The organism is Leptothermofonsia sp. ETS-13, from assembly GCF_049200465.1.
Classification (GTDB): Bacteria; Cyanobacteriota; Cyanobacteriia; order Leptolyngbyales; family Leptolyngbyaceae; genus Leptothermofonsia.
On record NZ_CP120836.1, the window covers coordinates 4,726,887 to 4,739,913 of the forward strand.

Sequence of the window (13,027 nt, forward strand, 5' to 3'; positions counted from 1 at the left end):
CAACCCAACCAGAGAATGTTTAGACTTTTGTGTAAGCCCTGAGATTGTCAATCGTTAAAGCATCCTGGAATAGAATGGCGAAATGTAACGAAGCTGCCTTTCGATCTTTAATCGGTCGGTTTCATCGCTTAGCAATGTTGTTTATCGCCAAATGCATCAACTTGTCAGTTAACTTACTGATGAGAGCGGAGGAGATATTGACACTCACCCACAACAGCATCAAGTGAGTACAAATCGGTATGCTTACTTTAAAGCTGATGATTGACCGTTTCGATTACAGGGTCTCCTCCAGCTTTGACCCAGGCGATTTGGGTGATGCGTCGGTGGCGGGCATAATCGTAAATTTCGGCTGAAGTTCGTCCACCCAGGTCCAGCTCAACTCTGGCGAGACTGTCTGAGTGACGCAAGCTCTGGGCATAGGCTAGAGCTGCGGTATAAGCCTGGGGGCTATCTGGTACAACCAACCACTCACTACCAGGGGTTTGCTGAGGCAGTTGCCCGGTCGGCAGTAAAATTTGATGGAGCTGTTCGATTTGCAGAGAAAACCCAATGCCAGGATAACTCTGCCCTTGAGGGTGATAGACTCCGAGGAGTTGATCGTAACGTCCTCCCTGTCCCAGAGTTTGAAGCCCTGCCTCACTGGGGCTAACAACTTCAAACACGATGCCAGTGTAGTAGTCGAAGGTACGAATCAGGCTGAGGTCGAGGACCAGGGAGGGGGAAGGGTGAGGCATAGAGGGGAGAAAACTGCTTTTTTCCAGCAGATCGATGAGGGATTTCAGATTGTCAAGCGCTTTTCGCTGGTAGGCGTCGAGTTTGAGGCTGGCAACCTTTTGCAATACCTCATCGGGACGACCGCGCAGATCCAGCAGCATCAGTGCCCGTTCTCGCAATTCAGATGTGAGGGGGAGGGTTTCGAGGGTGATGCGGTCCAGATGGGCAATCGCCCAGCGCGCCTGATCCCGCACCGCTAAGGGAAAAGACGCGAGGAGCGATCGCGTTAAACCAGCCTCTCCCAGCACCAGCGTCCACTGTCGTAATCCCAAAGATTTCAAACCATCCGTCAACAGTAGCAAGATCTCAGCATCAGCCAGTAAACCACCTGTTCCCAACAGTTCAACGCCCGCCTGGTAAAACTCCTGCTGGCGGCTGTGGCTGCCTTCATGGGCACGGCGGAAAACATTAGCGTTGTAGTAAAGACGCAGGGGAAGAGTTGCACCCGCCATCCGAGTGACGGCAGCACGGGCGATCGAGGCAGTCAGTTCGGGTCGTAACCCCAATTCTTCCTCTTCCGATTCCTGAAGTTGAATCACCGTTGATCGCTGAATTGCGCCCCCTGCCATCAAGGTATCTAACCGTTCTAGGGTAGAGGTGATGATCCGATGATAGCCCCAGCGGTGAAATACCTGCTGCAAGCGATCTTCAATCCAACGTTTTTGAGCAACATCCAGGGGTAGTAGATCCCTTGCTCCTGCCGGAGACTGATAGGCCATTACTTCTTCTTCCCACCAAACAAACCAAATAAACCGCCACCGGGCTGATCGTTAGGCTTATTCGACTTGGGTGACGCTTTGGGAGGAGTCACCTTCCCCGCACTGCTTTGCCCCTGCTCCAGTTTTTGCTTGGCTTCCAATGCCATCTCATTCTGGGGATCAATTTGTAGTGCTTTATTAATGTGAACCCGTGCCATCGGCAACTGATTCTGCCGCAGATGGATCACTCCCAGCAAGCTGTGGCAACGGCTGTTATTGGGTTCAATTTTCAAGGCATCCCTCAGTTCCAGAATTGCCTGGGCAAAATTACCCTTTGCAGCCAGGGCTTCCGCTCGACGGTAATACTGATCAGAGAAGGATTCTCGTTTAGGAGGCACGTTTGGAGCCGTTGCGATCGGTCTGGTCGAGGATCGAGTGGAATCTGGAATGTTGCTGCCGGTGTAAATCGTCTTTTTCGGTTCATCAAGTGCAATACCACCACTGCTTTCTTTGCGCATCAGATACACCAGATTTAATTCACTGATCTGGGCGGTTAACTCCAGAGTTTGATCCAGATGGTCATATTGCTTATTCGCCAGGTCTTTTAAGGATGCCTGATAAAAGTGGTCGGGATTGGGGGTGGTGGAAAGCTGCTTTGCCAAACTACTGACCACATCTAGCGATCCCCTCTTTTGCAGAGCTTGTTGTACCTTCAACTTCAAAAGCAAGCCGTATTCGCTGCGGTCTTTTTCTTGAGACAGCTTTTCCCAGGCTGGGTTAACCAGTTTAGACAAAAACTGACTGGCACGCTGTTTATCTTCTTCGCTCTCAGATAGGCAGCTATCCGGGTGCAGGCGTCGAGCAATCTTGAGATACCGTTTCCGAATGTCTTTGATGTCGGCATCAACCGGGACACCTAAAATTGCATGGTGATCGTTAAAGTCCAGGAGAAAAAGCCCTCGCTCAATTAGAAAAGACATGGTATGTATGCTTACCTGCCGTTGAATTCATTCTAGTGTAATACTGCCTGAGCAAGCTGGCGTTAGCCTAGCTTACTAAACTTGCCGAGATCTGCCCAAATGGTGAGGGAAGGAACTCGCTGTAGCTCCGTGCTAAGGCTGGTATGGATGTGACCATTGGTCGCCAGTATCCGTCCAGAATCGATCTGGAAAGGACTGCCATCATAAGCGGTCACCTTTCCCCCAGCCTCCTCCAGAAGAATAATGCCCGCAGTCATATCCCAGGGTGATAGACCTCGTTCCCAGTAGCCATCAAATCTACCACAGGCAACATAGGCCAAATCTAACGCGGCTGAGCCACCCCGCCGTACTCCCTGCGTCAGGTGGGTCAGATAGCAAAACTCGGCATAGTTGTTGTCGGTGGTTTGGCGGCGATCATAGGCAAAACCTGTTGTTAACAGGCTTTTACTTAATTCACAGGTTTTTGAAACGCGAATCGGACGGCGATCGCGGGTTGCTCCCAGCCCTTTAGCAGCCCGAAACAATTCTCGCCGAAAAGGATCATAGATGACCCCCACCTGAGGTACCCCTTCAATCATCAGCCCAATGGAAACCGCCGAAACCGGGTATTGGTGCGCATAGTTTGTAGTACCATCCAGCGGGTCGATCGCCCAAAAAAACTCACTGTCCAGACTGCCCACCTGTCCCGATTCCTCTGTCAGAATTCTGTGCCCCGGCACATGGCGGCGGAGCACCTTCAGAATCTCTATCTCCGCTTTCCGGTCTGCCTCTGTTACCAGATCACCAGGATGCCCCTTCTCCTCGATCTCATCCAGATTGCCCAGGTAATCCTGCAAAATGACACCCGCCGCCAAAGCGGCTTCCGTAGCAATGTCAAGGAACGCCGCGAGTTGTTCAGAGCTAGTAAGCATGAGGTAGTTGTTAGTTGTTAGTTGTTGGTTAAGTGAGGGATGAGAGGGTAGATGGGTGGATGAGTGATAGGGTGAGGGTGTGAGGGTGTAATACGGGGAGGGGGTAATCGGGTGATATCAGTTGTTAAGTAACTGGTGTTAAGTAACTGGTGTTAAGTAACTGGACAAAATTAAATTGAAGATAGATTCGGGGGGTGGAGGGGGTGGGACCCCCTGACTGGGGGCGAATCCTCACTCTCTCACTTCCTCACTCCTACGCTCCCCTGCCGCTACGAAACTCCGCAGGTGAAAGCCGCATCGGTTGGTTGGGATTCCAGATCCCTAATCCCAGTGTTCTTGCCCGATCCTGGGCGCGGGCAAGGCGCTGGTCGTATTTGCGGTTGGGGGGATGGGGGAGTAGCGATCGCGTAACCTTCTGCGACCAGTTTCTCATTGAGCAATTGGCTATTTTGCCAGACATAAGCCAACCGCTGGCCGTTGTCGTCCCGTGGCTCCAGATCTGACTCTAGCAGCACAGGGTGGTTGCCAATCGCCTGTTTCAACCAGTTTTTAGCTGCCTCTCCCCACGGGTGTTGAGCTGGATCGGGAGCATCAATACCTTCTAACCGAACCCGCTCGGTGATTTCTGGTTGCCCAACAATCCCCGCCACCTCAATATCGCGCCCGGTAAGCACTTGCTGCACGGGAATTGTCAACCCCTGGGGCTGGTTTGGAGGTTGACAGGCTGTCAGTAAAAGACAAAAGAGCAGGGACACCAGACCCAAAAGAAAAGAGGGGCTTTTCTCTGCCGCCTGTCGTCCGTTGTCTGTCGCCTGACTAATCTTCATCCAGTGGCAGCCCTCTTGTCACCTTACCTTTGCCAAAATAGCGTCCAAACTGAAGTTCGTAAACTTCGTCTTCATCCTGGGTTTCTACTTCCAGGTCAGAGCGGGGATAGCTGACACAGAGCAGAGCATATCCCTGTTTGCGCAAGCCAGGAGATAGCCCCATCGCCTCCGGCTGGTAGATTTCGCCCGAAAGCACTCGAACCGCGCAGGTGGTGCAGGCTCCATTGCGACAGGAGAAGGGCAGCTCTATACCCCGGTTTTCAGCGGTGTGCAGGATGTAACGGTCTTCGGGCACTTCGACGGTGCGGAGGGTGTTGGTGCGGCGATCGCGAATTCGAACAATATAAGATTGGGTCATGGATCAATTACGAGTTTCTTTACCAGTCTATGACCAGCTTCTGCTAATATAATCATTCTGTGACTGTGGATATAGCGCAATCCCCCCTGGAGAGATGGCCGAGTGGTTGAAGGCGCAGCACTGGAAATGCTGTTTAGGGGTAACTCTAACGAGGGTTCGAATCCCTCTCTCTCCGTTTTAACCAGTGATAAGTTTTAACCAGTGACAAGTAGATAGCCATAATTAACTGTCAGAAGGGGGAGTGAGGGCGCAGCCCCCACTCCCCCCCCCCCTTTACAAATTAATTATGACTACCTACTTACTTCTTGGTAGGTTCTTTCTTAGTAGGCTCTTCGATTGGGCTCAGTAGCTTTTCAAGTGAATTTGTTGAGGCGTGTATCCTTACACCCTTCAAGTCATCGGGAAATGCGTCCCATAGATAACTCGCTTCTATGGTCGAAATGGCCTGGGCTGCTGCTTCATCGGGTGGTTCTGCAACAAAATCAAAATCGTAAATGCCATTTGGAGGCGCTTGGAATATATACGTATGGAATCAACTGAGCATTTGCCCAACCGGATGATGTCACATGACCAGAGGCACTGATTTGTAATTTGGGTGGAAAGCTTCTCAGAATTATCAGATCTGCGATCGCCGTCACTTCCAATATCTTTTGAGTCATTGATTTTTCTCCTGGTAAATCTGGATGAATTGCAGCTATTGCAGGGTGAATAGGATTAACAACTATCGAACAAACAGGTCATTACGCCAAAACTAACCTGGCAATCCGTTCAATCCTTTCTATAGCGATCCTTTTTGAAATTTGAACGGGGTGCAGGGGCGGAACCCCTGCGTGGGGGCGAAGCCTCCACCCCCCTTGTTCACAAACTATTTGTGAACGCTATAGGGGATTCGATTCAATTTCGACTCCAGCTTAGAAAAGCCAGGAAAGGTTTTGTGGTACCCGTGAGAGTGACTTCGTATCAGGCTGGCAGGAAAATTTTAGACTGGTAGTTGGTAGGTGCCAGAGTTCAAAACTCCAGGGCAGATAAGGAGGCGCTGCTCCTCACCTCACACCGCTCCCCTCACCTGACTAACAACTAACAACCAACACAACTAATAACTTCCCATGCCAAACCGCCTTGCCCAATCCAATAGCCTCTACCTGCGCAAACATGCCGACAACCCGATTGATTGGTGGTACTGGTGTGAAGAAGCACTGGAAACAGCGCGGCGAGAAGATAAACCGATTTTTCTCTCCATCGGTTACTCCAGTTGCCACTGGTGCACGGTAATGGAAGGGGAAGCCTTTTCGGATAAGGCGATCGCCGATTACATGAACGCCCACTTTCTGCCAATCAAGGTGGATCGAGAAGAACGTCCTGACCTGGATAGCATTTATATGCAGGCCGTGCAGATGATGATTGGGCAGGGTGGCTGGCCCCTTAATGTATTTCTGTCTCCTGATGACCTGGTTCCCTTTTATGGTGGTACCTATTTTCCGGTTGAGTCCCGTTACGGGCGACCTGGCTTTTTGCAAGTGCTGCAAGCCATCCGTCAGTACTACGACACCCAAAAAGACAAGCTGCGATCGGTCAAGGGAGAAATCTTGAGCAATTTGCAGACTGTGGCGACCCTGCAACCGATTCAGGAGCTCAGTCGAGATCTCCTGAAGAAGGGTTTGCAGTCCAGCACAGGGATTATCTCTTCAAAATCGCCGGGTCCCAGTTTCCCGATGATTCCCTACGCGGAAGCGGTGCTGCGGGCGTCTCGGTTTCCTGAGTCAGTGCCTCAGGCTGGTGAAATTAGCAGACAACGAGGGTTAGATCTGGCTCTGGGTGGCATTTTTGATCACGTTGCGGGTGGTTTCCATCGCTATACAGTAGACCCAACCTGGACGGTGCCTCACTTTGAAAAGATGCTCTATGACAATGGGCAGATTGTGGAATACCTGGCAAATCTGTGGGCATTGGGGGTGAGGGAACCTGCGTTTGAACGGGCGATTGCCCTCACCGTTGAATGGCTCAAGCGCGAGATGACCGCTCCCGAAGGTTACTTCTACGCCGCCCAGGATGCCGACAGTTTCACCAACCCCACCGAAGCCGAACCTGAAGAAGGAGCCTTCTACGTCTGGGATTATCAACAGTTGCAATCGTTGCTCACGGCTGAAGAACTGGCAGAACTGACCCAACAGTTTACAGTGACGGAGGATGGCAATTTTGAAGGGTATAACGTCTTGCAGCGGCAGCAACCCGGTCAACTTTCAGATAGCCTGGAGGTAGCTTTAAGCAAGCTGTTTAAGGTTCGCTATGGGGAATTTGCCGATGCCCTGCCAACCTTTCCACCTGCCCGTAACAACCAGGAAGCCAAAACCACTACCTGGACTGGTCGCATTCCTCCGGTGACTGACACGAAAATGATTGTTGCCTGGAATAGCCTGATGATTTCGGGACTGGCGCGGGCTGCGATGGTTTTCCAAAACGGTGAATATCTAGAACTCGCCCACCAAGCTGCCAATTTTATCCTCGACCATCAGTGGGTAAATGGGCGTTTCCATCGCGTTAATTATGATGGAAAACCCGACGTTCTGGCCCAGTCGGAGGACTATGCGCTGTTTATCAAGGCACTACTTGATCTGCATCAGGCCAATTTAGCTCTTGCGCGAGAGGCTAAAGTTTGGTTGGGGCAAGCGGTAAGGCTGCAAGAGGAGCTGGATGAATTTCTCTGGAGTCTGGAGTTGGGAGGCTACTACAATACAGATGCTAGAAGTGATCTACTGTTGCGCGAACGGAGCTATGTAGACAATGCGACTCCTGCCGCCAATGGGGTTGCCGCTACCAATCTGGTTCGGCTAGCGTTATTAACAGAAGACCTTAGCAATCTGGATAGAGCCGAGCAAATCCTGCGAGCATTTGGAGTAGTGATGGAGCGATCGCCCCAGTCCTGCCCTAGTCTCTTTTCTGCCCTTGACTGGTTTCAAAACCACACCCTGGTGCGTACCACATCCGACCAGATTGTTGCGCTTTTTGCTCAATACCTGCCGACCGTTGTATACAAAGTAAACACTGACCTGCCTCCGGGTGCTGTGGGTCTGGTTTGCCAGGGCTTGAGCTGCCAGGAACCTGCCTGGAGTGCAGAACAATTGCAAGAACAACTCCAACAAAGCCAGATTAGAGGATAACAGGGTGGATGGATGGATAAGTTTTGAGTGCTGAGTGCTGAGCTAACTTCTAGCTTCTGACTCGTAGCTTTTTTCCTCTTTTTTCTTTCCTCTTTCTTCTTCCTTCTTCCTGATCACCCTTCCCTAACCCTCTATTCCCTATTCCTCACCTCAATGCCTGGCGATTCCGTTGAACCCTTCCCCGATAACTGGACATACCTGAAAGCAGAATTAAACTGGCTGGATCGGGTGTTGAGCCTGGCTATTGCACGGCAACGGAAGGAAGCAAAGGAAGTCGATCGCCTCGCCCGTAATCGTGCCGACCGCGCCAGCAGCCATTGGTGGAAAGGTTTGGTGAGTTTGGAAGGTGAAGTGGCCTATGACTCTCCAGCAGAAATGCCACGGCGTAGAGCCAGCAAAGGTGGCTATCAGCAACAGATGGAGGCGAAAATTCGAGCCAGTGAACAACAACAGATCGGTCTGGGGTTGCCATTGTTAAGGAATCACTTGCAACTTTCAGCCTTTGAGAAAAACCTGGTGTTGATGGCACTGGCTCCCGAAATCAATCGCCGCTATGGACAGATCTACAATTACTTACAAGAAACGGAACAGCCCGGAGCCCCCGGCCTGCCAACAGTAGACCTGCTTCTACGCATTCTTTGCCGCAACGATACTGAGTGGCGACTGGGGCGACAATGCCTGACCAGGGATTCGGTTTTGCTGAGGTATCGACTGCTGGAAGTGCTGTCCAATCAGGCAGAACCATTTCTGACCCGTCTGGTAAAACTTTCCGATCCGCTGGTCAGTTTTCTACTAGCCGACAAACCAGATGTCTGTTTTCTACAAGAATTGTTGCAACCCGATTTACCTGTTAGTCACTCCCATCAAATACAGCTTAAACAAACAGGAACTAATTCTGGCTTTCCTGCTACATGGCTCAGCTTTTTTCCATCTCAACCTGCCCCCTCCTGGCTTGACCTGGTTCTCCCCCCAGCGCTTTTAGAAACGCTCCAGCATCTTTGCCAACGGTTCAAGTTAGTTTCCCAGGTGGATGAGGTTTGGGGATTTCAGGAATGGATGGACCAGCCACCTGTTGGAGCGATCGCCCTCCTGATTGGAGCATCTGGCACAGGCAAAACGATGGCAGCTAGGGCAATTGCCCAGGAGTTGGGCACTCCCCTCACAGTGGTTGATCTGGCACTACTGCCTCCCAATGCTCATAGTCAGGTGTTGCTGGCGATCGCTGAACAAGCCCCCACGGTTTTACTGCTCAAATCTGCCCAGATCTGGTTACGGCAACCCCCACCTCTGCTGGAAACAGAAATCCTTCAATTTTTGCACCAGCGTCAACTGCAGCGAAGCATTACGCTCCTCAGTGTTCCCAGCAAGCAAGCGGTAAAACCCCGATGGCAGAAAAGAATCACTCCCATTCTGGAGTTCCCTCTGCCCGATGAGCAAAGCCGTTTGCGACTCTGGCAGCGGGCCTTTCCCCCTCAAACTCCTTTACATGCCGACATTGATTGGGAATGGCTGGCACACAAGTTTCGCCTCACCGGGGGAGAGATTCAGGTCATTGCCCGCGAAGCTGCTTTTTACGCCGCTGTTGAAATACCAGAAGCCAAGATCAGCATGCAGCATTTGTTGCAAACACTGAAGGCGAGGCGTCTTAAGCTGGGAAGGGAATAGGTGTTAGGGTAGTGGTTAGTTGTTGGTTGTTAGTTGTCAGAGAAATGCAAGGGATCCAGGTGGTAGATGATAAGGATCAGAGGGCAGGAGCTACCACCTGCCACCTACCACCTACCACCTGCCATCACTTCAAAACTTACACTGCATAATTAACTCATCCTCATCCATTTCACCGGTGTAGGTAAAGCCCATCTTTTCATAAAACTTTCCAGGACTCCCCTCGCCGGGAACGCAGCTAGTCAATAATGCTTTTGCTCCAGGACGGGTTTTGACGTATTCAGTTACCAATTCTAAAGCACGTCGTCCAAACCCACACTTTTGAAAACGAGCATCAATCATGAATCGCCAGAGGAAATAAGATGAATTGGCGGGGTCATCTTCCAGCATTACAAACCCGATGGGTGTTTCGTCCGCATAGATTGCTCGAAACCATGCAACTTCTGGATAGAAATGGGCTTGAGCAATAGATACAGCATTGGAAGCAACAAAATTTTCTTGAGCGAGAGTCACCTTTAGCTTGAGGATGCCATCCAGGTTTTCTTTAGTGATTTCCCGCAACGTAACAATTGCATTCAGTTGCATTCAGTAATCTACCCATCAGCCCATTTACCCTCCACTCTATTGCCTGTTGCCTTCATCAGAACTCAAAACTCCCCTCACCCCTCATTCCTTTTCAAAAACGATACTGGTCAACACTTGCTTAAAGCCGACGGATTCGTAGAGTTGCTTTGCACCCAAGGGGTTTTCGGTGTCCACTCCTAATCGGGTGGTTTCCATCCCTGCTTTCTGAAGTCGGTGTAGGGCTGATAGCAGCATTGCTCTTCCCAATCCCATCCGGCGAAAACCTCGACGGGTGCCCAGTAGATGAACTGCACCTAGTCTCTGCCCAATGCGGGCATTGTACTCAGGGTCAATTTCGCTGTAGCAAAAGGCAGCAAAGGTGCCATCAGGGGCGATCGCCACCAGATCCAATTCCGGTCGATAGACTGGATTGTGGTTCATCCAGTAGCGGCATTCCTCCAGTGTCATTTCATGGTGGTTCCAGTGATCAATAAAAGACTGGTTATATAAATCAACCCATGCCTGGGCATCTTCTATCCTATTCATCGAACGAAGGATAAATCCATCTGGAAATTGGGGTTTGGGAATGGGATCTGCAAGCGATCGCTCCATGCGGTAGAAATAGCGCACAGGACCAAAACCATGACGTTTCAGCAAAGTCACCCGGTCTGTCAACGTTTCGCGGACGGGCACTTGCAGGTTGACTGTGACTCCTCGTTCCTGACTGATTTTTTGCATTAGCCTTTCCGCCCACATCAGAATCTCGGTTTCTAAGTCGCGATCGCGGATAGAGGGATGTACATTAAACCAGAGGGAACCCCTCTGGGTTTGACTCGATTCTGGAATCCAGAGTTCAGCAAAGCCAATTAGCTTACCGTCGATATCTTCCCAGAGACAAATGTCACGCTCTGGATTGACTAAAGGAGAACCGAACTCAATCTGCAGTTCATTAATGGACGTTGTGCTATCAATTATGTCGTCGGCGATCGCACAGGTATTGATTAAGTCAACAATCCTGGGCAAATCAGATTCTCCCTGGTAAGGGCGCCGTGTTAGCGTCTTCATAAGAATTCCATTCAAATTGTGCGTAACCGTCTTTACAAAAACGTGCGTCGTTCCAGGTACCAGGTAAGGTAATAGGTTTGTCGGAGATTGTGAATCGTTTCTGCCGATTCCTTCGAATGGTCAGGCTCCTGAATCTTGTCATCCAGAGGAACTGGAGGGAGTTTTGACGGTTCTGGCTTCTTATCAGACTCTGGAGGGGGCTGGAAGGGTTTGAATGATTGGGGGTAGAGTAACACCATGATCGTGACCTTTTAACGTTGGGGCTTTTTTAGCTTCAACGGACAATTTTCCTATTCCACAGTTGAAGGAAATTTGTAATAAATCTCTGGAAAGTCCGTTGTCGTTGATGGATTCTGTGATGGGGCGATTCTCAATTGAAAGCAATATCTTGGCTGAAGGGGCGGAAAGCGTTTCGCCTTTCCGCCCGTACCACATCCAAACGAGAATTGAGATAGAAAACCTGTACCACTAAACTACAAAATACTACAAGCGTGTTTCTCTTACTCCGGAAAGCAAATGTTGTTGAAGCTGGGGGATAGATGAGGCTGAACTACAAAATCGAGTCGCCAAACCAGTAAGATGATTCGGTAATCTTCTCTAAAGGTTAGGCAGCTTTGCTGGCAGCATTACTGTACGGAAAAGAAGACCTCCGGTTGGAGCAAGTGGAAGACCCCATTCCAGGGGCAGGAGAGGTGGTCATTCGGGTAGGAGCCGCAACCACCTGTGGAACAGACCTGAAGGTCTGGCGCAGGGGTGGGCACGCGAAGATGCTAAAGCCACCCACATTATTTGGGCATGAAGCCGCAGGGGAAATAGTTGCAGTTGGGGAAGGCGTAAAGGACTGGCAGGTGGGCGATCGCGTCGTTGCTAACAACTCGGCTCCCTGTATGAACTGTTTCTTTTGCAACAAAGAGGAGTACTCCCTCTGCCAGAATTTGCTGTTTAACAATGGCACCTTTGCTGAGTACCTCAAAATTCCGGCTCCAATTGTGCAACACAATTTGTTATCTATTCCTGAAGGAGTTTCCTACGGACTGGCAGCCATGACCGAACCACTGGCCTGTGTGCTACATGGAGCGGCCCGTTCTAATGTGAAGCGGGGCGATCGCATCGTGATTTTGGGTGATGGGGCGATCGGCTTGATGTTTGTGGCCGCTCTGGCCTCCGGTAAAGGAGATTGGCACAACCAGTCAGCCATGCCTGACTCAACCGAACCCTTTGCCCAGGTTTTCTTGTTCGGGGGCAATGAGCAACGCCTGCAAATCGGTCAAAAACTGGGAGCCGTAAAAACCTTTAACTACCGCCAGCTGGAGGATGTGCCCTCCCTGGTAAAAGACCTGACCAATGGTTGGGGTGCCGACGTGGTAATTGAGGCAACGGGAGTGCCATCGGTTTGGGAGATGGCGATCGCCTGTGCCCGTCCGGGTGCCACTGTCAATCTGTTTGGTGGCTGTCCCCGCGATACCACCATCACGGTGAATACCGAACAACTCCACTACAGCGAACTGACTCTCAAAGGAGTTTTCCATAACACACCCAGATGTGTGCGGGCGGCCCTCCGGTTGTTAGCCAGTCAAACCCTTCCATTTGAATTATTGATTAGTGGAGAAAAACCTTTGACCTCACTGGGACAGGTGTTTGAAGAGATGAAGCAGCGGAAGGTGATTAAGGTTGCGATGATTCCTTAGTTGGGGAATGGGGAGTAGGCAGGGGAGAGGGAAAAGAGGAAAGAGGGAAGGGGAAAGGGGAAAGAGCAAAGAAGCCAGGGGCCAGGGAATAGGGGTTAGGGAATAGGGATTGAGGGCTAGAGGTTAGGAGACGCAGCACCCGGCACTCAAAACTTAAAGCTCCTCACCCCTAACCCCTCTCTTACGATTGGAACCGGAAGGAGGGAAAAGGTGGAGGAGTGATGAAGCCATTGACTAGTATATTCAGTTCGTTTGTACTATAATTGGATCAAACGATCGCTCTTTGGCTAATGGGGGCGATCGATTTTTTTTGATCTTTTTGCCAGACAGACCGGGCATACT

At 50.7% G+C, this 13,027-nt stretch carries 12 protein-coding genes and 1 tRNA gene; 4 read left to right on the forward strand and 9 right to left on the reverse strand.

The window, feature by feature from the left end:
• Positions 1-248: 248 nt before the first annotated feature.
• From P4D80_RS21530 to P4D80_RS21550, 5 genes are all read right to left on the reverse strand, one after another.
• A complete protein-coding gene (locus P4D80_RS21530) occupies positions 249-1,493 on the reverse strand; it encodes an ATP phosphoribosyltransferase regulatory subunit (RefSeq protein WP_421656076.1) in 1,245 nt (414 codons plus the stop codon).
• Positions 1,493-2,452, reverse strand: coding sequence for a J domain-containing protein (locus tag P4D80_RS21535; protein ID WP_421656077.1), 960 nt, complete (start codon positions 2,450-2,452; stop codon positions 1,493-1,495). Before P4D80_RS21535 ends, P4D80_RS21530 begins: the two co-directional genes overlap by 1 nt.
• Positions 2,453-2,514: 62 nt before the next feature.
• The gene (locus P4D80_RS21540) at positions 2,515-3,363 is read right to left on the reverse strand and encodes an inositol monophosphatase family protein (RefSeq protein WP_421656078.1); all 849 of its coding nucleotides are present in this window, start codon (positions 3,361-3,363) and stop codon (positions 2,515-2,517) included.
• Positions 3,364-3,632: 269 nt separating this feature from the next.
• Positions 3,633-4,190 (reverse strand): thermonuclease family protein, encoded by a 558-nt coding sequence (locus P4D80_RS21545; RefSeq protein WP_421656079.1) that lies wholly within the window; start codon positions 4,188-4,190, stop codon positions 3,633-3,635.
• Positions 4,180-4,548, reverse strand: a complete 369-nt coding sequence (locus P4D80_RS21550; protein WP_421656080.1) for a 2Fe-2S iron-sulfur cluster-binding protein — start codon at positions 4,546-4,548, stop codon at positions 4,180-4,182. The genes P4D80_RS21545 and P4D80_RS21550 overlap by 11 nt, the downstream gene beginning before the upstream one ends.
• Positions 4,549-4,636: 88 nt before the next feature.
• On the opposite strand from P4D80_RS21550, the gene P4D80_RS21555 reads away from it, so the two are divergent.
• Positions 4,637-4,723: transfer RNA gene (locus tag P4D80_RS21555), tRNA-Ser, on the forward strand.
• A 307-nt stretch (positions 4,724-5,030) separates the two neighbouring features.
• On the opposite strand, the gene P4D80_RS21560 is transcribed toward P4D80_RS21555, so the two are convergent.
• On the reverse strand, positions 5,031-5,207 hold the full coding sequence (locus P4D80_RS21560; protein ID WP_421656081.1) for a hypothetical protein: 177 nt from the start codon (positions 5,205-5,207) through the stop codon (positions 5,031-5,033).
• A gap of 447 nt (positions 5,208-5,654) precedes the next feature.
• Here P4D80_RS21560 and P4D80_RS21565 point away from each other — a divergent pair, with 447 nt between their 5' ends.
• Complete coding sequence (locus P4D80_RS21565) at positions 5,655-7,706, forward strand: thioredoxin domain-containing protein (RefSeq protein ID WP_421656082.1); 2,052 nt, start codon at positions 5,655-5,657, stop codon at positions 7,704-7,706.
• A gap of 153 nt (positions 7,707-7,859) precedes the next feature.
• Positions 7,860-9,371, forward strand: a complete 1,512-nt coding sequence (locus tag P4D80_RS21570) for an AAA family ATPase (RefSeq protein ID WP_421656083.1) — start codon at positions 7,860-7,862, stop codon at positions 9,369-9,371.
• A 129-nt stretch (positions 9,372-9,500) separates the two neighbouring features.
• Here the strand turns inward: P4D80_RS21570 and P4D80_RS21575 are convergent, their stop codons facing one another.
• From P4D80_RS21575 to P4D80_RS21585, 3 genes are all read right to left on the reverse strand, one after another.
• Positions 9,501-9,953, reverse strand: coding sequence for a GNAT family N-acetyltransferase (locus P4D80_RS21575; protein ID WP_421656084.1), 453 nt, complete (start codon positions 9,951-9,953; stop codon positions 9,501-9,503).
• 81 nt (positions 9,954-10,034) lie between these two features.
• Entirely contained in the window at positions 10,035-10,997 is a 963-nt protein-coding gene (locus P4D80_RS21580) for a GNAT family N-acetyltransferase (protein WP_421656085.1), read from the reverse strand.
• Between the two features lie 32 nt (positions 10,998-11,029).
• Positions 11,030-11,236, reverse strand: coding sequence for a hypothetical protein (locus P4D80_RS21585; protein WP_421656086.1), 207 nt, complete (start codon positions 11,234-11,236; stop codon positions 11,030-11,032).
• Between the two features lie 375 nt (positions 11,237-11,611).
• On the opposite strand from P4D80_RS21585, the gene P4D80_RS21590 reads away from it, so the two are divergent.
• Positions 11,612-12,685 (forward strand): zinc-dependent alcohol dehydrogenase, encoded by a 1,074-nt coding sequence (locus P4D80_RS21590; protein ID WP_421656087.1) that lies wholly within the window; start codon positions 11,612-11,614, stop codon positions 12,683-12,685.
• Positions 12,686-13,027 lie beyond the last annotated feature (342 nt).